Below are 18,295 nucleotides of genomic sequence, written 5' to 3'. Positions count from 1 at the left end.
TAATTGCCGGATCTTTCGCCACTTCCTTCCATTGTAATCGAAGTCAGACTTAGTTCTTTCACGTTCAAACGCAACGCTAGGCTTAACCCAACTCCTATTAACTTTCTTTGGTTTATTTGCCATACTTAAAAAGGATTATCATCATCGTCATCATTATCACTCACATCTTCAATTGAATAAAACGCCTCTTTTGGCATTGCTTTAGGAATATCTGCCACATCAGAACTATACGAATCTTTCAATTCTTCTTTAACTTCATTATCCGTAAACTTTGTTTTATTTTCATCATAATGCAATCCAATAGTACCAACACCTCCATGTCGATACTTCGCAACAATAAACTCAGTATTACAGTCATCATCAATAACCTCATAATCAACTTCCAAACCGTAATATGCAGGTCGGTAGATAAAACACACCGCATCTGCATCCTGTTCAATGTCACCACTTTCTTTTAAGTGATGAAGTGCAGGTCTTTTATGCGAGGTCTTTTCAACCTCTCTAGACAACTGAGCCAACCCAATAACCGTTATACCTAACTCTTTTGCAATTGCTTTAAGCCCGTTTGATATCTTTCCAACCCTAACTCTGATATCCTCACTTCCATCACTTCCAGCCAATTGAATATAATCGACAATTAAGAGTTTAATATCATGCTTACGCTTGTACAGCCTTGCTTTCCTTTTAATCTCACCAATCGTTAAAGCCGGTCGGTCATCGATAAATATTGGCAAACTCTTCAATTCATTAACCTTTCTAAGCAAACCACTGAAATACTCAGGCTTTTCAAATCCGGTTTTAGTTAACTGATTCAAATGAAAATTACTTTCGTTTGCAATTGTTCTCGTTGCAAGCTGTTCAGTACTCATTTCAAGAGATATAAACCCTACGGCATCACCAGCTTTTGCAGCACCAAGCATTGTATTAGTTACAAAAGCAGTTTTTCCCATTCCAGGACGCGCACCAACAACAATAAAATCTGTTGGCTGCCAACCTCCAAAATGCTTATTTAACTTCTTAAACCCCGTATCAACTCCCGTCAAACAATTATCACTATCAGTTAACATCTGAACACGCTCAACAGCTGCATTAAGCGCATCAGCATACGTCATTTCTGATCTTCCTTTTTCAATTATCTCATTTACTTTAGCTGTTTCTACATCCATGTAATCAAACAAATGAAAAACATCAGTATCATCATCATAAGCCAGCTCGATAATATCCGAAGCAACCTGTATCGCTTTTCGTTTCATGTACTTCTGAAGAACTATTCTAGCATGAATTTCAATGTGAGCCGATGAAGCAATCTTTTGTGTCAATCCAACAAGATAAAAATCGCCTCCTGCTAAATCCAAACAACCTTTCTGTTTTAATTGATTAGAGACAGTTAAAAGGTCAATTGGCTGGGATGTTTCAGATAATACTTTTATAGCTTCAAATACATGCTTATTGCAATCTTTATAAAAAACATCCGAGTTATTAAAAACTTGCAACAATTCATCAATAGCCCTTGTATCGATCATTAAAGCTCCTAAAATCGCTTCCTCAAATTCAATTGCCTGCGGTGGCAACTTACCTTTTTCTAAAGAAATAACCTTAGTCATTTGGACTGGATTAGCTTTATAATTTTTAACTGATGACTGCATTATGATATTCTTTTTCGTGATGGAGGAACAATTTCCGATTCTATTTTCTGCAATTGCTTTACAGGCTTTTTCATATTTTCGACGTAATTAATTGCAAATCTTGTCAACCTGGCATTAATTTTTTTTGTTGTGTATTCCAATGATTCCTCATCGGCTTTTAAGTTGAATAATTCAATAAATTTTCCCCATTCAGCTTGATCAAATTCTTTTCTAAATCTCATTTGAAAAATCTCCCAATCTGAAGGTGAATTTTGTTGAAAAAAAGCGAGAGCATTTTCTTCTCTATTCACTGTATTATTAATTGTATTATTAATCCTTATATTAGAGGTGATCTTTTTGTCACTAGGTAGTGATCTTTTTGTCACTACCCTAGTGATCTTTTTGTCACTAGGTAGTGACTTTTTTGTCACTAGGTTAACACTAGAATTTGCTAAAAAAATCTTACGCTTATTTCCTTCATTTTTGAATATTTCAAGTTGAATATAATTACCTTCAACGAGCTGCGAAATCCAGCGTGAAATTGTCTTTTGATCTACTTTGTACAGATCAGCAAAATAATCGTTTCCTGCCCAGCAAAATCCGTCACGATTGCATAATGCAGTCAGTTCACCGTACAACAATTTTGCATTAGGCTTTAAATTTTCATCATAACGGACATTAGCCGGAATGATAGCGTAATAATTTGGCTGATCCATTTTTCAGTTATTTACTTCCCGTGAATTATTTTTACTAAAGCTATACGGCTATTTTCCATTCCTATGGCGGTCTGCGCCATTGACGTCAACATCTTAGCTTTAACTTCTAAGTGTTTCAAATCACCTTCACCTGCACTATCAATCGCATCAATTAATTTATCAAAACTGTCATTTAACTTTTGATATGTTTTCGGCATTTCAGGAATAAATTTCACAATATTTTGTTTTTCAGGAATAAATGACGGTTTTTGAAATACCTCAGACACCAAAACACAATTACCTCTTACTTTTTGATAAAAATCATCAAAATTGCTTGCAGGAATTTGCAACGTTTCCTTATTTGTCAAAATCATTATATTTTCATTAACCTTTTTACAGCTTTGAAAACAATAATCTTTACTGTTATGAGAGAAACTTTTATCAGTCAACAATTCAGTTAATTTTTCTATTGGATTCATTTAGTTTATTTTTTAAATTCAACATATTTTTCTTTAATTCTACAATCTCAGGATAATCATCTGCAATTTGCTGAGCCAAATCATTATCCTTAATTTTAAACAATGTCTTAATTATCGATCTAGGTAGAGCTTTATTACGAATCCCGTTCTCCGCAGTAGTTATTTTTTCCAAATGGTGTAATTCAGCAATAATTGGCGCCCCTGGAAGCGATCGAATAACATCTGTAGAACTCAACTCTCCATAAGCATTTTTCCAAAGCCATCGATTTCTCGGAATAAAACCTTTTTCCGTTTTAACAAAAGCCATTTCACAACCACCGTGAACCCAAATTCTCACATCACCAATCGCCGACACTCCACGAGTTTTCCACATATTAACAGAACATAGCGCAAATCTGCCTAATTCTATATTTCTTGCTTTTATTGCTGATATTTCTTCAGGAGATCGCTTCAAGAATAAATATCTACGCTTTTTCTCAATATGCTTTTTAGTCCAGCCTTTTCTTTTAGGAAAGTGTCTTGTAAATACTTCAGCCAATTCAGTATCCCCAACTTTCTTATAATATAATCTTAAAAATCGAACCGTCGTTTCATCCCAGTACTCCAAATTCATTCTTTTAAACCCCATACTATAACAGTGTTTTCTTGTAGTAGTTAGATTTAATCCGATAGCCTTTGCGATCTGCCTATTCGTAAGTTTAAAAAAGTTACAACGAATAAAGTTTTCTTGCTCCTTAGTAAGTATTATCAAATTAGGCGCAATGCGTTTCTTTTTCACAATTGATTGATCCATAAACTTTATTAATTTTTTCAGCAAAACCAGGAACAACTTTTTTCATATGCTCCATTTCTAAAACCACTGTTGGCACATACAAATAAGCTATTTTATATTTTATTCCTATATTCCGCTTATTAACTCCATAAATATTAACTAATAAATAAACAACCACTTTTTTAAAGAACGTATCCCTAAGACACACTATATCATAGATATTACATTGAAATACTTCGCAAACTGCTTTCTCAACAGCTTCAGCTTTTTCTATATCAAAAGTGGTTGTTTGCATAATCCATTAATTTACAGTTCGAAGATTTTAAGCTCAGGATGCAAGTCTTTTATAAGTTTTAATTGATCCCCCAAAATTTCTTTTGATTTCAAATCAATCAACTCTTTTAAATCAGGAGAGATTAACATACATTCAAAAGATGAATTAATATTAATTTCAACTTCTAATCGGATTTTTTCCTGCCCCACAAATACTGGAAGCTCCAAAAAGAATCCAGAAGGAATATTTGATTCTACAACCTGATTAATCAAGGCTCTTTTATTCCCTCTATCATCTGCTTTCGCTTCTATATCTCGATTCACCTTACCTTCAAAATTTCGTAGCTCAGAAACAAGTTTCATTGCATAATCTTTGTTTTCGAAATAATGACGATTCATTTTAATAAAATCAGATAATTCATAAGTACTATAACTTCTCCCTGAATTGATACTAAATTTTTCTAAATCCGGATGCAATTTTAACCTCCCTAAAATCACATCAGGATTACGCTCCCTAGTTGCATAATATAAATTGATATACAATTTATCGTAACAATACTCCAATTTTGAATTTTGAATTAAATCATCATCAACAACCTTTTTAGACAAGTATTCATACACTGAATTAATTGCACCATCTTTTACGTCGATTGATTTTTTATAAAATTCAGCCTCAGCCGCTCCAGTAAGAATAATCACTTTGTTATTCTCCGTACTTACTTTTAAATCTACTTTAGCCTCCATTTTAACTTGTTTTTCTTAAATGTTCTTGAATCGAATATTGTTGTTCATCAGGTCGGAGATTACGTTCAAAAACAAGATTACCATCTTTCGAATAATAACCCATTTTCCCTTCTTCCACATCTTTCAACAGATAAACATCCTCTGTAACTTCTTCAACCTGCGAACGAATCATTTGAAGATTTTTAGCAATTTGTTGCTTCACTGGCTTAGTTTCAGCTTTAAAAACTTCTTTAGCGACTTTTAAAACTTGTTCCGCACGATCTACAGTAATCATATCTTGCGACAAGTTTGATTGCAGTTCCTGAATCTCACCATTAGATAACTCTCTAGGATAAGAGAAAGATTCAACTTTGTCCGCAGAATTTTTAAGCTGTTCCAGCCGATCAGCTGGAATTTCATTTTTTAAAATTTCTTTTTCCATAATTCAATTTATTTACGCAAACTCCAAATGTTCGCCATTCTTAATAATTTTAGTTTTAAAAGGAAATCCATCTTTAGGCACTTTTTCGATTGTCTGAATTAAATATTTGCCACTCGTAAAAACAACACGATCTTCATCTTTGTACTCAATTTGAATATCCAGGCGATCGCCGCGATTCTCAAATTTTGACGGCTGAATCTTATAACCTTTTACGACTATCTCCTTATCTAATATTTTACCTGTATTAATCTTTTCTCCAACAAAATTTTCAATGACTGGAGAGATATCGAAATCTTTAAAACTTTTCATTTGGCATTAATTTTTTAATTAGGTGTTTTGAATTGCAGTGTTTTGCCCAACCCCAATAGGCAGCTAAAACACTCCTATCCTTATTTTTTGATACTGCTTTTGCAAATCGTTTCTTAATTGACTTTCGAAGCAACACATACTCATGATAAAACCTATAACCTAAAAAATCTATCCCTCTCTCACCAACAGGAAACACCTGGTAGTTTTCCTTTACATTAAGCTTTAATTTTTCGCTCAAATACATTTTAATTTCCCCTAAAAGAGAATGCAGATACTTTTTATTACCCGACAGAATCACAATATCATCTGCATATCGGAAATAATATTTAACTTTTTTATTCTCTTTTATCCAGTGATCAAATCCGGTCAAAAAGTAGTTAGCGAAATACTGACTTAAATAATTACCAATCGGCAAGCCATCGGCACTATCAATAATTTCATCCAACAACCAAAGAAGATCCTGATCTTTAATCTTTCTTCTCAGAAGCATTTTTAAAACATCATGATCAATATTTGGATAGAACTTTTTAATATCCAGTTTCAAACAGTACTTAGTACCTGGAACATCTTTCAAAGTGAACTTCAATTTATCGGATGCTGCATGTATTCCTTTTCCCTTTATGCAGCTATAAGTATCACTAGTAAAAACCGACACAAACAGCTTCTCAAGATGTATCATTATTGCATGATGCATTATTCTATCAGGAAAATATGGAAGCTTGTAAACATCCCTTTCTTTTGGTTCAAACACTTTGAAAACTTGGTATTCAGAAGTTTTATAGGTTTTGTTTTTCAGCATTTCATGAAGCTTTAAAATATCAGCTTCCTTATTCTGATTATGCAACACAACCCCATATTGCTTCTGTTTACCTTTTTGAGCAACTTCATCAGCTTTTCTAAGATTTTCTAAGCTTATTATCTTTTCGTATAAATTACTTACTCTTTTCATGCCTTGCTTAAACAGGTCGTTTTCCCATAAGTACCAACGCCCTTTTAATTGTGTGATTTTTTGCCATGCTGGCAAGGTTTGCAATGATTAAATATCTTCTTTGCTCGGTGGGAGCTGACAATCGAATTCGTATTCCAGTTATCGTAGTTGTTGTACGAAAACCTGACACCTGAAGGAGAACTGCCAGCAACTCACTGCACAACCTGTTCTTTTACTTCACTTCTCTATCGTAAACCATGAACGCTTTATAAAGATCTTCATGATTATCAAAAATTCGTTTCGCCACTTCACTTGATTCAGAAACAAGGCGGGAGCCGACAACCGAATACGTAAACCAGCGATCGCAGTAGTGGGACGAAAACCCGACACCCGAAGGAGAACCCATTTCGACATAAGGAGAATATTTAGACTCATCGTAATCAGTAAAATCAGGCTTGAAATTCGGATTATGATAATCCGTTGCAACCATAAGTTTTGCGATTGCTTTTACAGCTTCAATATGTCTTTCAGGAATCCCCGAAACAACTATTGCATTAACGTCTAAATTTTCACTTTCGAAGATTTCCTCGATTGATGCATTTTTTTTCATGATAATTGGTTTTATGTAGTTCTTGATTTTTGATACTCAGGTAAAAATTTCTTGACAGCATCCAACAGATTCAGTTTTGCATCAGGACCTACAAATACAAGGCGGGAGCCGACAATCGAAAACGAATACCAGTCAGCGTAGCCGGAGTACGAAAACCCGACACCCGAAGGAGAACCCATCTTGAAATAAGCAAAATACTTGTACTCATCTTCATTAGTCCAATCAGGAAGTCTACCTTCATTATATGCTGCAACAATAAGAACCTCTAAAGCCTGCCCGATCTCATGATCTGCAAATCCATTCCACTTACGATAGAACTCTGCTTCAGTAGTATTATTCAATTCAAAAACATCCTGAATCGTTTGGATTCTTTCTCTAATATTTTTTACAAACACTTTTTTACCGAATAGGTTTTCAAGCATCGTTTTTTGCTTTACTGTCGCTTCATCGTGCGCTTTTAGAGCATCTAATTTGTTAATTTGAATCGTTTCCATATTAAGCTGCTTCAATTATCATTAATGGTTTGTAGATTTCCTGCTCAAAAAGTTTTCCGGCATACTCAGCCAAATCACTTGATTTAAAAGCAAGGCGGGAGCCGACAACCGAATACGTACTCCAGTCATCGTAGCCGTCGTACGAAAACCCGACACCCGAAGGAGAACCCATTCTGAAATAAGGAAAGTATTTATACTGACCATCAGTCCAATCAGGAATCCAACCCTCATTAAAAACTTTTGCAACGAGTTTTGCTTTTCTATAAGCTACTTCGTCAGTTTCCAATCCATGACACGATAAATCGAAATCAGATCTCACAATATTCAGTTCTGAAAGAACATCATCAAACGACTTTATTCTTTCTTTAATTGATTTTAAGAAAACAGCTTTTCCCAGCAAGTTTTCAAGAAGCGATTTCCCTTTTGGAGTAGCTTCGTCATGCGCTTTTAACGCATCCTTTTTGTTGATTTGTAATGTTTCCATGTTTTATATTTAGTTAAGATATTTATCGAATTCGTCTGATTTTGGTTTCGGTTTTTTGATATAGATTTTGTAAAAACAAATTGACATTCCAATCACAAACCACAAAAACACAAACAATGCAGCAAAGCCAAAACAACCTAGAATCAGCCAGCCTAAAACTTTAATTACCTCCATAATGATTTTTTAATTTTAGATTCAGGAAACATCGCATAATGAAATCTTTTTTCATTTCTATAATCCAACACTGCTTTCAATAAAAACCATAGAAGAAATACAATAGCCATAAAAAGCAACATAATAACGGCATCAATATCACTTATACACATCTTCCACATATTTTACATTGTTCAATCATTTCAAAATAAGATTCAGGATCACAAACACGAATTGCATTACTACATAACACAGCATCCTTTACCTCAATCTCATTAATTGTTTCTTGCTCAGCCTCTGTTACTTCTATTTGATTTTCCATTTTGCTTTTTTAAGTAGTTAGGTTTTCTTCCTCTAATTTTTGAATCGATCATCGCAGAATATTTAATCTCTCGATCTCGCTTAGTTTCTTTTGGTGCCAAACCAGGAACTTGAATGTTCCCGGTAGCACCGTAGCGCTCTAGTATTTCAGAGGCTAATTTGAACGTCTCCCGCAAGACATTTAACTCTTTCAATGGAATTGTCACAGTTTCCATACTTATTCAGATTTTAATTTTTCAAACACATCCTCTAAAACATTATATATACTTTCATCCACTTGCCTGAAGTGCCAAAAATTCCAAAGCCTAGCTTCAGATATTTCAGGGTAATAATGACATACAATTGACTTTAAAGCATCAAATGTTTTAAAGCCTTTATTAAAGAATAACTTTAAAACTTCAGCAGATTTATGCGCTGTTTCGATTCTTTTTAAAGTCTTAATATCTCGAGGAGAATATTTGATTTTTTCATCTACTGGCATAACTTTTGTATATTTGTATTAGTTATTATGTGAATAATTACAATACAAATATAATACAAATATCGATACAAAATTACAAAGTATTGATATTAAATACATATTTATTTATAAATAATACCTAACTAATTGAAAATGTACGGATTAACAAAAAAGCAAAAACTAGATTTTATATTGGAAAAAGTTAAAGAATTAGAACTTTCAGCTTATGAAATATCAAAAGGAACAACTTTAACAGAAGCCGGAATAGCAAGAATTATAAAAAAAGTAGCAAAAAACCCCCATGAAAATTCTTTAAATCAAATTTTAGAATTTTTAGAAAGTAAAGTTTTAGGAACTAATATTGACAAGGAAAATGAAGACCCTGAAGAAGTTCACAACTCCAACAGTGGAAATGATTTAATGAAGTATGCTAAATGCTTAGAATATTCTAATAAATTAATCAGAGAAATAGTTCGACTTCAAGGATTATTAAGAGATAATAATATTGAGTTTGATAATTTCTTCGAAAATGAAAGAAAATAACTATTTTTGACTAAATTCTTATTTTTTTCACTATGAGAACAATAACACTCTTCTTTTTCATTAGTCTGTCTGCTTTATCACAAACAAAGCATACAAATACTGATTTTTTTTTAAATAATTCAAAAATGTATTGGCAACACATATACGAATTACCAAATAAAAACACAGAAGAAGCAATAAAATATTTTCAAAAAGAAGTTTTAAGTAATTTTAAACAAGATAATTTTCAGATTTTAGACAACACAATAAGCTTCGAAATTAGTGATGATAAAGTTAATTTCAAAAAATACGGAGGAACCAATATGGGCACAGCATTTTTAGCTCAATTGTACATGAAATACTTAGTAGTTATTGATTTCAAAAAAGACAAATACAGAGTAACTGTTAAAGAAATATTTCTAGACAACAAACTTTATGGACCTGGGAGAATGTCAGGTGATATATCCGAATTTTGCACAAAAAAAGACGTCACATTATTTATGACTGGAAAAAACATAACAACTGGATTAACCTACAACGATAAACATTTTTTAGAAAAGTTCAATATTGATTTAACCCAAACTACCAATAACAAAGATTGGTAACTGATAGCCTATTTTAACATATAAACACATGTCCAAAATATTATTATCATTATTATTTTCTATTTCGTTTTGCAATGCCCAAACAACAATATACAATAAAACAAAAGCAGAAGGTAAATTTACCGAATACCAAACAAAATCAGGTAATACAATAAAAATTGGCGACACAATCACTATTGGATATCCACGAGGTGAAAATTTCACATTTATAACACAAGGAAATGTTCCAGCAGCTTCTTTTTTATCAAACAACAAAGTAGCCATTACCAAAATACGCACTATTGGAAACGCAAAAAGAGGATATAAAACATATGTTTTATTTGGTGGTTATGGAATTTCCGTTTACATAGATTACGAATCAGCACTTGAAACAGGTGAGATAAAAGACCCGTTCTAAAAGAATTAAACCTCATAATAAACAAAATCACAGTGAACAAAAAAGTGAACAGAACCTAATATTAACACGTTTTAATTTGTTTGTAAAGTCAATAAAATCAATTACTTAACTTTTTAAAATCACTCGTTTCAGTTTTCTTTTCCAGAAAAACCCAACCGTAACGACCAAAGATTGCTTTTTTTCATAACACAGGAATTTGTTTAGAAATAAGACTCGACTTTCTCTTAAAGGTTTAATTTAAAGAAAGGTTCTGAGATTCTTAGATGCTAAGGTGCTAAGTTTTGAAAAAGTTTTTGGTAATAATTAAAACGGAGAGTTTTTGGGGATATTGTTATTTAGAAAAAGCATTCTTGTTTTAGATTTATAATTTAATTGACAATTCTAAATGCCCTCCAAGACCAAGCTCAACAATTTTTTGAAGTGTCGAAAATTTGACTTCTTTTACATTATTCTCAATTTTAGAAATGTATGATTTTGTTGTTCCCGCTTTTACTGCAAGTTCTTCTTGAGTCATTCCTTTCTGAAGTCTTGCCTCTTGAAGCAGCACTCCAATTTTAAAATTTTCATACCCAGCTTCAAATTCATCACGTTTTAGAGTCCCAATTTTTCCGTAATTATCTTCTACAAAATCGTCTAAGCTAACTAAGTTTTTATTTTTCGTTTTCATATTCTTTTTTAATTTTCAAAGCCTTTTTAATTTCTTTCTTTGGTGTTTTCTGGGTCTTCTTTTGAAATCCATTAGCTAAAACAACTAATTTCCCTTCATCAAAAAAACAGAAAACTCTAAATATAATACTTCCAAGCTGAATTCTAATTTCAAAAAGTCCATCGGTATTTTCAATATGTTTTAAATATGTTGACGGAATTTTTTCGGCATATTCAATTATTCTTATTGTCCAGATTATTTTTGCTTTAACTTTCTCTTCTTGCTTATCAAAAAACTTTTTAAAATAATCTTTAAAGAAAAAAACAGACCTGAACTTTGAATTATCATTCATTTAGCAAATATATAAAAGTTGTTCCCAAGTGAAACTTTTTCATTTCAAAAAGCTTCTTCAAAATAACAAATATAAGCAAAAAGCTACAAATTAAATCTTCTTGACAAAAAAAGCAGCTATCATTACAATAACTGCTTTCTATAAATTAAAGATATAGATCTTTCTTCTTTATTCTATTCTCTTTTCTCTAAAAAGAAATTAAGACCCACACATTTCGCAATCCTCAGGATCTCCAGCTTGTGCTTTTAGCAGCATTGCTTTGTAATCTTCAACGCTTATAGATTCCGTTTCTACAGCTGCTGCGGTTGGGGTTTCTTCTTTTTTATCGTTGTTTAGCGTAAACTTAATCGCATCAACTGCTGATTTTGTTCTTAAGTAATACATTCCTGTTTTTAAACCTGACTGCCAAGCGTAGAAGTGCATTGACGTAAGTTTAGAATAGTTGGCATCTTGCATAAACAAATTCAACGATTGTGATTGATCAATAAAATATCCTCTTTGACGTGACATATCGATAATATCTTTCATCGACATTTCCCAAACTGTTTTATAAAGATCTTTTAAGTCTTGCGGAATAACATCAATATTTTGAACTGATCCGTTATGACGCATAATTTCTTGTTTCAAATCTTCGTTCCATAAACCTAATTTTACTAAATCTTCTAGTAAATGCTTGTTTACTACGATAAACTCTCCAGACAATACACGACGCGTGTAAATGTTTGATGTATATGGTTCGAAAGCTTCGTTGTTTCCTAGAATTTGTGAAGTAGAAGCTGTTGGCATTGGCGCAACCAATAATGAGTTACGAACTCCATGTTCCACTACTTCTTTTCTTAATGAAGCCCAGTCCCAACGACCAGATAATTCCTCATCTTTCATTCCCCACATATTATGTTGGAATTCTCCTTGTGACATTGGCGAACCTTCAAAAGTTGAATATGGTCCTTCTTCTTTTGCCATTTCCATAGAAGCGGTTACAGCTGCGAAGTATAATGTTTCAAAAATTTCTTGATTTAGCACTTTTGCTTCATCGCTTGTAAACGGCAAACGCAACATAATAAAAGCATCTGCTAAACCTTGCACACCTAGACCTACCGGACGGTGACGCATATTTGAGTTTTCTGCTTCTTTTACAGGATAGTAATTTCTATCAATTACTTTATTTAAGTTACGAGTTACACGTTTTGTAACATTGTAAAGTGCTTCGTGGTCGAATTTTCCGTTTTCAATAAACATTGGTAACGAAATAGAAGCCAGGTTACAAACTGCAATTTCATCTTTAGAAGTGTACTCCATAATCTCTGTACACAAGTTTGAAGAACGAATTGTTCCTAAATTCTTGTGGTTCGATTTACGGTTTGCTGCATCTTTGTACAACATATAAGGTGTTCCGGTTTCAATTTGCGATTCAAGGATTTTCTCCCATAATTCACGAGCGCGGATTGTTTTTCTTCCTTTTCCTCTAAATTCGTAATCCGCATATAATGCTTCGAATTCTTCTCCGTAAACATCGTATAATCCTGGACATTCGTTAGGACACATTAAAGTCCAAGTTGTATCTTCCTGAACACGTTTCATAAACAAATCTGAAGTCCACATTGCGAAGAACAAATCTCTTGCACGCATTTCTTCTTTTCCAGTATTTTTCTTTAAATCTAGGAATTCAAAAATATCAGCATGCCAAGTTTCGATGTAAATCGCAAAACTTCCTTTACGTTTTCCACCACCTTGATCTACATAACGAGCTGTATCATTGAAAACTCTCAACATTGGAACAATTCCGTTTGAAGTTCCGTTTGTACCACGGATGTAAGATCCTGTTGCACGAACGTTATGAATAGAAAGTCCAATTCCTCCTGCTGATTGCGAGATTTTTGCTGTTTGTTTTAATGTATCGTAAATACCATCAATACTATCATCTTGCATTGCCAAAAGGAAACAAGAAGACATTTGCGGTTTTGGAGTTCCTGCGTTGAACAACGTTGGCGTTGCATGCGTAAAAAACTTTTTAGACATTAAGTCGTAAGTTTCAATTACCGATTTCAAATCGTCTAAGTGAATACCAACAGAAACACGCATTAACATGTGCTGCGGGCGCTCTACGATTTTTCCGTTTATTTTAAGAAGGTAAGAACGCTCTAAAGTTTTGAAACCAAAGTAATCGTAATTAAAATCTCTTGTGTAAATGATATGCGAATCAAGGAAAGCAGAGTTTTCCTGAATTACTTTAAATACTTCATCCGAAAGTAATGGTGCATCTTGACCATTTCTTGGATTAACGTAATTGTACATATCTTTCATCGTTTCAGAGAACGATTTTTTTGTATTTGAATGCAGGTTTGAAATCGCCACACGAGCTGCTAATTGTGCATAATCTGGGTGGGCAATAGTCATAGACGCAGCAGTTTCTGCCGCAAGATTATCCAATTCTGAAGTCGAAACTCCATCATACAATCCTTCGATAACTCTCATCGCTACCTTAACGGGATCTACAAGCTCATTTAAGCCGTAGCACAATTTTTTGATTCTTTCTGTAATCTTATCAAACATTACCGGCTCTCTGTGACCATCTCTTTTTACTACATACATAAGCTTACTATTTTAGTTATTGAAAAAATGAAAGACACTGAAAAATAAATCCCAGCACTTAAACATTGTGTGTTTTAAAATTATCTTTTTTTGAGAATTGTAGGATTCTCAATAGTTATCTGTTTCCAGTCTGAAAAACAAACCGAAAAGGCATTAAAAAATGTCATTGAATCTTCGATTGGGGAAAGAGATTCAATCTAAAAAAATACTTGTAAAAGTTTTATTCTTTTCAGAGTTTAATAACACTGAAATTATTTTTGTTGTCTAAAAATCTGCATCAAATGAAATTTTTTGAGCATCACTATCTGTGTTCATCACACCAGATTTTTGATACTCTGCAACACGTTTTTCAAAGAAATTGGTTTTTCCTTGAAGAGAGATCATGTCCATGAAATCAAACGGATTCGCTGATCCATAAACACGCTCACAGCCTAATTCTACTAATAATCTGTCAGCAACAAATTCTAAATACTGCGTCATTAAAGTAGCGTTCATTCCAATTAAACTTACCGGAAGAGATTCTGTTACAAATTCTCTTTCAATATTTAAAGCATCAACAATGATTTCTTTAATTCTGTCTTTTGGAACTTTATTCACTAAGTGATGATTGTGCAGGTGAACTGCAAAATCACAATGTACGCCTTCATCACGAGAAATCAATTCATTAGAGAAAGTTAAACCTGGCATTAAACCACGTTTTTTCAACCAATAAATCGAACAGAAAGCACCAGAGAAGAAAATACCTTCAACTGCAGCAAAAGCAATAAGTCTTTCAGCAAATGAATCAGATTCGATCCATTTTAAAGCCCATTCTGCTTTTTTACCAATTGCAGGAAAAACTTCCAAAGCATTAAATAATTCTGCTTTTTCCGCTTCGTCTTTCACGTAAGTGTCAATTAATAAAGAATACGTTTCACTATGAATGTTTTCCATCATAATCTGGAAACCATAGAAAAACTTCGCTTCAGCATATTGAACTTCGTTTACAAAATTCTCAGCAAGATTCTCATTTACGATTCCGTCAGAAGCTGCGAAGAATGCCAAAATATGTTTGATGAAATATCTTTCATCATCACTTAACTTATTATTCCAATCTGTCAAGTCTTGGTGCAAATCGATTTCTTCTGCAGTCCAGAAACTAGCCTCCATTTTCTTATACCATTCCCAAATATCATGATGTTTGATAGGAAAAATAACGAAACGATTTTTATTTTCTTGTAGTATTGGTTCGACTTGTGACATGACAATTTTTTTAATAATTTTTACTGAATTTTTTCTAATTCAATACACTACAAAGATTGTTAATTGCTGCCAAAAATAAAAGCCAAACTTATTCACAATCGGGCGTAGTTTTTAACAACGATGAAAAATTGAAATGTTTTTCATACAACAATCAATTCTCTGTAAATGAATGATTTAAATACCAAATATACATCTTGAAGCCCTGTAAAATATAGACTTTTTGAAATAAAAAGCAAGGAATTCTAAAATGTTTTTAAAGTTTTTTTTGAGGCTCGGCTTTCATTTTTCTGAGTAAAAACGAATCACTTTTCAACAACGACAAGCCTTACCGAATTTTTACGAATTTTTAAGTTCTTCGGCTACTTTTTCAAGCTCCAAATACCAATCTTCTCCAAAGCGGCGAATCAATGCTTCTTTGACAAATTTATACACTGGAACTTCTAACTCTTTACCCAAAGAACAAGCGTCATCACAAATATCCCACTTATCATAATTGACAGCAGCAAACTCTGTGAAATCTTTTACTCGAATTGGGTATAAATGACAAGAAACTGGTTTTTTCCAATCTACGATTCCTTGATTATAAGCCTGCTCAATTCCGCAAAGTGCCGTTTTTCCGTCAAAAATAACGTAAGCACAATCCTTATTATCAATCAAAGTCGTTTCCAGATCTCCGTCAGTTCCTTTTACCCAAGTTCCCTGCGCTTCGATTGCGTCGATTCCTTCTTTTCTTAAAAAAGGTTTTACTTTAGGATAAATTTCTTCTAAAATCTTAGTTTCAGCTTCACTTAAAGGCGCACCTGCATCGCCGTCGACGCAGCAAGCTCCTTTGCATGCTGATAAATTACAAACAAATTCTTTTTCGAGTATATCCTCTGATACGATGGTTTTTCCTAGTTGAAACATTTTGCAAAGGTAATTAAAGATTCAGGAAATAAAAATCACTCCCACACATATGTTCTTAAACCAAACTAATTTAGAATGTTACTATTTTATCCGCCTGTTGGACGTAATTATTCTAACACATAGAAACATAGATTTAGCTCTCTAAAAAAGGTGTTTCACTTATTTAAAGCAAACATAGCTCGCTATGTGAGAGAAACCTGTTTCTTTTTTTACTCTTTTAAAAAAAATAAAATCTATGTTTCTATGTGTTTAAAAAAAGCATCAATTACGCCGAACGGGCTATTTTATCTACATAAATTTGTAGTCGGCCTTATTAAATACGTAAGCACTTTTTTCTAAACTTACGCATTTCATTGTAGTCACTTTTCCTTTATTCTTCAAATCCTTCATCGTCATATCCATTAATAAAGTTTTATCTTCTGGTTTAAAATAATTTGTAAAAGCCTCTGGCATTTTCCATCCTTTTTGGTTTTTAAACATATCCCCAAAACTCACTTTAGCTTCGCTTGTATAGTAGCAAATAATATCATGTTCGTCATTTGTCATTTGAATTCCTTTGCAATTGTATCCTAGAAAAGTTTTATTAGGCAATGTCTTGATGGTAAATTTAGTCTTCTCACTTTCTTTTTTTGCCATTTCTGAATAATCCGGCATTTTTGAAGCCGAAGCCATTTTTTCTTTACCATTACCAAAACCCGTCACTGTTATATTATTCTTCGAATCCATAATCATCAACATATTCTGCCCTTTTCCTTGATCGATATTCATTGCAAAATAAGCCGCATTAGGTTCCAAAAAATAATCAGCATTCATCGATTTACCTTCACCGGTTTTAATTTCCATGACATATTTCCAGCTAAAATTATAGGTATTTGGCACAACTGACGGATCTACTTTATTTTTTCCATAATTCAAGATCGCATCATTCATATTTACATTTTGATCAACAGCTTTACCACTGTCGCTTTGGCCTTTTTTACCAGCCTTATCTTCTGCAGCTTTTTTAATCTGCTGCCAAATTTGAGCTTGCGAACTATTGAATGAAAACAACAGAACCAAGAGTACTACAACCAACCGCATTCTTTCCATGATCAATAAACTTAAAATTACAAACAAATTTACTAATTGATTTTCAGTAAGTTATAATTTTTAACGTTTGATTTTATCCGATTTTTTAAAAATAAGCAAGAAAAAAATTAAGTTCAAAAATAAACCGTCCCTTTTTCTCCAAATCAACAATCGAAACATTACAATGTTACAAATATCACATTTTACACGCTTAATATGTATTTTTATAACAAAAATACAGTGTAACAAAAAATCAACTAACTTTATTACCTACTTTTGCAGCAAATTATTAATCGCTTAAAATCAGAACTATATGCTAGAAATCGACTTTAAAGAAATTATTACTGTTGGAATGGTCCTTTTTGCCGTAATCGATATTGTAGGCTCTATTCCTATTATAGTAAATTTAAGAGCTAAAGTAGGCCACATCGAATCTGAAAAAGCTTCTATAGTAGCCGGTGCCATCATGATCGTTTTTCTATTTGTCGGCGAAGGTTTTTTGAGCCTGATTGGTATTGATGTACATTCATTTGCCGTTGCAGGTTCGTTTGTACTATTTTTTCTTGCTTTAGAAATGATCTTAGGAATTAGAATTTACCGTGACGAAGAACCAGGATCGGCTTCAATTGTTCCGCTTGCCTTCCCATTGATAGCCGGAGCAGGTACAATGACTACTTTACTCTCGCTTCGATCTCAATTTCATACGGTTAATATTATCATTGCAATCATACTAAACATTGTCTTAGTTTATATTGTTTTGAAATCATCTAAAAAAATCGAAAATTTATTAGGAGAAAACGGACTTGGCGTGGTTCGCAAGACATTTGGAGTCATACTTTTAGCAATTGCTGTTAAATTATTTGCTGCTAATGTTAAAGGTTTGTTTGTCTAAGATTTATTTTTATACTTTTACCTCATAAAATTTCTAAAACAGAACTTTAAGACTTTTTTACTTAAAGTTCCTTTTTATTATTTTAGACAAATAAATAAGCATATGAAAATCTTTACTTCAATCTTAGTGCTTCTGGCATTAGCTCTAATTGTTTTTAATATTACGTTATTAGACTTTAAAAACCCCTTTCAAGGTGATAGTATGGTAGCTTTTATTGGAATCGCAGCTTCTTTCTGCGCGGTATTGATTCTTTTGATTTTTAGAATTTCAAAAAGAATTGAAGAAAAAACAAACGGTCGATAATA

At 32.9% G+C, this 18,295-nt stretch carries 26 protein-coding genes; 5 read left to right on the top strand and 21 right to left on the bottom strand.

Going from position 1 to position 18,295, the window contains the following annotated elements; genetic code table 11:
- Positions 1-125: 125 nt before the first annotated feature.
- From dnaB to ACHRVL_RS05495, 15 genes are all read right to left on the bottom strand, one after another.
- A complete protein-coding gene (gene dnaB, locus ACHRVL_RS05565) occupies positions 126-1,646 on the bottom strand; it encodes a replicative DNA helicase (RefSeq protein ID WP_395410958.1) in 1,521 nt (506 codons plus the stop codon).
- Positions 1,646-2,341: a helix-turn-helix domain-containing protein gene (locus ACHRVL_RS05560; RefSeq protein WP_395410957.1), complete on the bottom strand. Its 696-nt coding sequence runs from the start codon at positions 2,339-2,341 to the stop codon at positions 1,646-1,648. Before ACHRVL_RS05560 ends, dnaB begins: the two co-directional genes overlap by 1 nt.
- Positions 2,342-2,352: 11 nt before the next feature.
- Positions 2,353-2,799, bottom strand: a complete 447-nt coding sequence (locus ACHRVL_RS05555; RefSeq protein WP_395410955.1) for a hypothetical protein — start codon at positions 2,797-2,799, stop codon at positions 2,353-2,355.
- Positions 2,774-3,412, bottom strand: coding sequence for a hypothetical protein (locus tag ACHRVL_RS05550; RefSeq protein ID WP_395410953.1), 639 nt, complete (start codon positions 3,410-3,412; stop codon positions 2,774-2,776). Before ACHRVL_RS05550 ends, ACHRVL_RS05555 begins: the two co-directional genes overlap by 26 nt.
- A gap of 139 nt (positions 3,413-3,551) precedes the next feature.
- Entirely contained in the window at positions 3,552-3,866 is a 315-nt protein-coding gene (locus ACHRVL_RS05545; RefSeq protein ID WP_395410952.1) for a hypothetical protein, read from the bottom strand.
- Positions 3,867-3,877: 11 nt separating this feature from the next.
- Entirely contained in the window at positions 3,878-4,588 is a 711-nt protein-coding gene (locus ACHRVL_RS05540; RefSeq protein ID WP_395410950.1) for a hypothetical protein, read from the bottom strand.
- A gap of 1 nt (position 4,589) precedes the next feature.
- Entirely contained in the window at positions 4,590-5,009 is a 420-nt protein-coding gene (locus ACHRVL_RS05535) for a hypothetical protein (RefSeq protein ID WP_395410948.1), read from the bottom strand.
- Positions 5,010-5,021: 12 nt separating this feature from the next.
- A complete protein-coding gene (locus tag ACHRVL_RS05530) occupies positions 5,022-5,318 on the bottom strand; it encodes a hypothetical protein (protein WP_395410947.1) in 297 nt (98 codons plus the stop codon).
- Positions 5,305-6,342 carry a reverse transcriptase domain-containing protein gene (locus ACHRVL_RS05525; protein WP_395410945.1) on the bottom strand — a complete coding sequence of 346 codons (1,038 nt, stop codon included), beginning with the start codon at positions 6,340-6,342 and terminating at the stop codon, positions 5,305-5,307. Before ACHRVL_RS05525 ends, ACHRVL_RS05530 begins: the two co-directional genes overlap by 14 nt.
- 136 nt (positions 6,343-6,478) lie before the next feature.
- Complete coding sequence (locus ACHRVL_RS05520) at positions 6,479-6,856, bottom strand: hypothetical protein (RefSeq protein ID WP_395410942.1); 378 nt, start codon at positions 6,854-6,856, stop codon at positions 6,479-6,481.
- Positions 6,857-6,867: 11 nt separating this feature from the next.
- Entirely contained in the window at positions 6,868-7,350 is a 483-nt protein-coding gene (locus ACHRVL_RS05515) for a hypothetical protein (protein ID WP_395410941.1), read from the bottom strand.
- A 1-nt stretch (position 7,351) separates the two neighbouring features.
- Positions 7,352-7,834, bottom strand: coding sequence for a hypothetical protein (locus ACHRVL_RS05510; RefSeq protein WP_395410940.1), 483 nt, complete (start codon positions 7,832-7,834; stop codon positions 7,352-7,354).
- A gap of 9 nt (positions 7,835-7,843) precedes the next feature.
- Positions 7,844-8,008, bottom strand: coding sequence for a hypothetical protein (locus ACHRVL_RS05505; protein WP_395410937.1), 165 nt, complete (start codon positions 8,006-8,008; stop codon positions 7,844-7,846).
- A 142-nt stretch (positions 8,009-8,150) separates the two neighbouring features.
- Entirely contained in the window at positions 8,151-8,309 is a 159-nt protein-coding gene (locus tag ACHRVL_RS05500) for a hypothetical protein (protein ID WP_395410935.1), read from the bottom strand.
- A 216-nt stretch (positions 8,310-8,525) separates the two neighbouring features.
- Positions 8,526-8,789 (bottom strand): hypothetical protein, encoded by a 264-nt coding sequence (locus ACHRVL_RS05495; RefSeq protein ID WP_395410933.1) that lies wholly within the window; start codon positions 8,787-8,789, stop codon positions 8,526-8,528.
- 171 nt (positions 8,790-8,960) lie between these two features.
- On the opposite strand from ACHRVL_RS05495, the gene ACHRVL_RS05490 reads away from it, so the two are divergent.
- The 3 genes from ACHRVL_RS05490 to ACHRVL_RS05480 all read left to right on the top strand — a co-directional run bounded on the left by ACHRVL_RS05490 (position 8,961) and on the right by ACHRVL_RS05480 (position 10,292).
- The gene (locus ACHRVL_RS05490; RefSeq protein WP_395410930.1) at positions 8,961-9,311 is read left to right on the top strand and encodes a hypothetical protein; all 351 of its coding nucleotides are present in this window, start codon (positions 8,961-8,963) and stop codon (positions 9,309-9,311) included.
- A gap of 125 nt (positions 9,312-9,436) precedes the next feature.
- A complete protein-coding gene (locus tag ACHRVL_RS05485) occupies positions 9,437-9,895 on the top strand; it encodes a hypothetical protein (protein WP_395410928.1) in 459 nt (152 codons plus the stop codon).
- Between the two features lie 28 nt (positions 9,896-9,923).
- A complete protein-coding gene (locus ACHRVL_RS05480; RefSeq protein ID WP_395410926.1) occupies positions 9,924-10,292 on the top strand; it encodes a hypothetical protein in 369 nt (122 codons plus the stop codon).
- A gap of 361 nt (positions 10,293-10,653) precedes the next feature.
- Here ACHRVL_RS05480 and ACHRVL_RS05475 read toward each other — a convergent pair whose 3' ends face one another.
- From ACHRVL_RS05475 to ACHRVL_RS05450, 6 genes are all read right to left on the bottom strand, one after another.
- On the bottom strand, positions 10,654-10,959 hold the full coding sequence (locus tag ACHRVL_RS05475) for a helix-turn-helix domain-containing protein (RefSeq protein WP_395410924.1): 306 nt from the start codon (positions 10,957-10,959) through the stop codon (positions 10,654-10,656).
- Positions 10,943-11,290: a type II toxin-antitoxin system RelE/ParE family toxin gene (locus ACHRVL_RS05470; RefSeq protein WP_395410922.1), complete on the bottom strand. Its 348-nt coding sequence runs from the start codon at positions 11,288-11,290 to the stop codon at positions 10,943-10,945. The genes ACHRVL_RS05475 and ACHRVL_RS05470 overlap by 17 nt, the downstream gene beginning before the upstream one ends.
- Before the next feature lie 198 nt (positions 11,291-11,488).
- The gene (locus ACHRVL_RS05465; protein WP_395410921.1) at positions 11,489-13,882 is read right to left on the bottom strand and encodes a ribonucleoside-diphosphate reductase subunit alpha; all 2,394 of its coding nucleotides are present in this window, start codon (positions 13,880-13,882) and stop codon (positions 11,489-11,491) included.
- A gap of 264 nt (positions 13,883-14,146) precedes the next feature.
- Positions 14,147-15,124, bottom strand: coding sequence for a ribonucleotide-diphosphate reductase subunit beta (locus tag ACHRVL_RS05460; protein ID WP_089054274.1), 978 nt, complete (start codon positions 15,122-15,124; stop codon positions 14,147-14,149).
- Between the two features lie 336 nt (positions 15,125-15,460).
- Entirely contained in the window at positions 15,461-16,030 is a 570-nt protein-coding gene (locus ACHRVL_RS05455; protein WP_089054275.1) for a DUF3109 family protein, read from the bottom strand.
- A gap of 288 nt (positions 16,031-16,318) precedes the next feature.
- Positions 16,319-17,119 carry a DUF4412 domain-containing protein gene (locus tag ACHRVL_RS05450; protein ID WP_395410919.1) on the bottom strand — a complete coding sequence of 267 codons (801 nt, stop codon included), beginning with the start codon at positions 17,117-17,119 and terminating at the stop codon, positions 16,319-16,321.
- 292 nt (positions 17,120-17,411) lie between these two features.
- On the opposite strand from ACHRVL_RS05450, the gene ACHRVL_RS05445 reads away from it, so the two are divergent.
- Together ACHRVL_RS05445 and ACHRVL_RS05440 are read left to right on the top strand one after the other, a co-directional pair.
- On the top strand, positions 17,412-17,990 hold the full coding sequence (locus tag ACHRVL_RS05445; protein ID WP_129052980.1) for a MarC family protein: 579 nt from the start codon (positions 17,412-17,414) through the stop codon (positions 17,988-17,990).
- A gap of 102 nt (positions 17,991-18,092) precedes the next feature.
- A complete protein-coding gene (locus ACHRVL_RS05440) occupies positions 18,093-18,293 on the top strand; it encodes a hypothetical protein (RefSeq protein WP_026728410.1) in 201 nt (66 codons plus the stop codon).
- Positions 18,294-18,295: the final 2 nt, after the last annotated feature.

The sequence above is a fragment of the Flavobacterium sp. FlaQc-28 genome, assembly GCF_044007415.1.
Classification (GTDB): Bacteria; Bacteroidota; Bacteroidia; order Flavobacteriales; family Flavobacteriaceae; genus Flavobacterium.
Note: the sequence above shows the minus strand (reverse complement) of the source record. Positions and strands in the feature narration are given on the sequence as shown.

What these genes read in the sequence shown, in the direction of transcription:
- ACHRVL_RS05485 (WP_395410928.1), top strand. Translation starts at nt 9,437, where the DNA reads ATGTATTGGCAACACATATACGAATTACCAAATAAAAACACAGAAGAA.
- ACHRVL_RS05460 (WP_089054274.1), bottom strand. Translation starts at nt 15,124, where the DNA reads ATGTCACAAGTCGAACCAATACTACAAGAAAATAAAAATCGTTTCGTT.
- ACHRVL_RS05445 (WP_129052980.1), top strand. Translation starts at nt 17,412, where the DNA reads ATGCTAGAAATCGACTTTAAAGAAATTATTACTGTTGGAATGGTCCTT.
- ACHRVL_RS05555 (WP_395410955.1), bottom strand. Translation starts at nt 2,799, where the DNA reads ATGAATCCAATAGAAAAATTAACTGAATTGTTGACTGATAAAAGTTTC.
- ACHRVL_RS05455 (WP_089054275.1), bottom strand. Translation starts at nt 16,030, where the DNA reads ATGTTTCAACTAGGAAAAACCATCGTATCAGAGGATATACTCGAAAAA.
- ACHRVL_RS05450 (WP_395410919.1), bottom strand. Translation starts at nt 17,119, where the DNA reads ATGGAAAGAATGCGGTTGGTTGTAGTACTCTTGGTTCTGTTGTTTTCA.
- ACHRVL_RS05505 (WP_395410937.1), bottom strand. Translation starts at nt 8,008, where the DNA reads ATGGAGGTAATTAAAGTTTTAGGCTGGCTGATTCTAGGTTGTTTTGGC.
- ACHRVL_RS05550 (WP_395410953.1), bottom strand. Translation starts at nt 3,412, where the DNA reads ATGAATTTGGAGTACTGGGATGAAACGACGGTTCGATTTTTAAGATTA.
- ACHRVL_RS05495 (WP_395410933.1), bottom strand. Translation starts at nt 8,789, where the DNA reads ATGCCAGTAGATGAAAAAATCAAATATTCTCCTCGAGATATTAAGACT.
- ACHRVL_RS05500 (WP_395410935.1), bottom strand. Translation starts at nt 8,309, where the DNA reads ATGGAAAATCAAATAGAAGTAACAGAGGCTGAGCAAGAAACAATTAAT.
- ACHRVL_RS05560 (WP_395410957.1), bottom strand. Translation starts at nt 2,341, where the DNA reads ATGGATCAGCCAAATTATTACGCTATCATTCCGGCTAATGTCCGTTAT.
- ACHRVL_RS05510 (WP_395410940.1), bottom strand. Translation starts at nt 7,834, where the DNA reads ATGGAAACATTACAAATCAACAAAAAGGATGCGTTAAAAGCGCATGAC.
- ACHRVL_RS05520 (WP_395410942.1), bottom strand. Translation starts at nt 6,856, where the DNA reads ATGAAAAAAAATGCATCAATCGAGGAAATCTTCGAAAGTGAAAATTTA.
- ACHRVL_RS05440 (WP_026728410.1), top strand. Translation starts at nt 18,093, where the DNA reads ATGAAAATCTTTACTTCAATCTTAGTGCTTCTGGCATTAGCTCTAATT.
- ACHRVL_RS05470 (WP_395410922.1), bottom strand. Translation starts at nt 11,290, where the DNA reads ATGAATGATAATTCAAAGTTCAGGTCTGTTTTTTTCTTTAAAGATTAT.
- ACHRVL_RS05540 (WP_395410950.1), bottom strand. Translation starts at nt 4,588, where the DNA reads ATGGAGGCTAAAGTAGATTTAAAAGTAAGTACGGAGAATAACAAAGTG.
- ACHRVL_RS05530 (WP_395410947.1), bottom strand. Translation starts at nt 5,318, where the DNA reads ATGAAAAGTTTTAAAGATTTCGATATCTCTCCAGTCATTGAAAATTTT.
- ACHRVL_RS05475 (WP_395410924.1), bottom strand. Translation starts at nt 10,959, where the DNA reads ATGAAAACGAAAAATAAAAACTTAGTTAGCTTAGACGATTTTGTAGAA.
- ACHRVL_RS05465 (WP_395410921.1), bottom strand. Translation starts at nt 13,882, where the DNA reads ATGTATGTAGTAAAAAGAGATGGTCACAGAGAGCCGGTAATGTTTGAT.
- ACHRVL_RS05480 (WP_395410926.1), top strand. Translation starts at nt 9,924, where the DNA reads ATGTCCAAAATATTATTATCATTATTATTTTCTATTTCGTTTTGCAAT.
- ACHRVL_RS05545 (WP_395410952.1), bottom strand. Translation starts at nt 3,866, where the DNA reads ATGCAAACAACCACTTTTGATATAGAAAAAGCTGAAGCTGTTGAGAAA.
- ACHRVL_RS05515 (WP_395410941.1), bottom strand. Translation starts at nt 7,350, where the DNA reads ATGGAAACGATTCAAATTAACAAATTAGATGCTCTAAAAGCGCACGAT.
- dnaB (WP_395410958.1), bottom strand. Translation starts at nt 1,646, where the DNA reads ATGCAGTCATCAGTTAAAAATTATAAAGCTAATCCAGTCCAAATGACT.
- ACHRVL_RS05535 (WP_395410948.1), bottom strand. Translation starts at nt 5,009, where the DNA reads ATGGAAAAAGAAATTTTAAAAAATGAAATTCCAGCTGATCGGCTGGAA.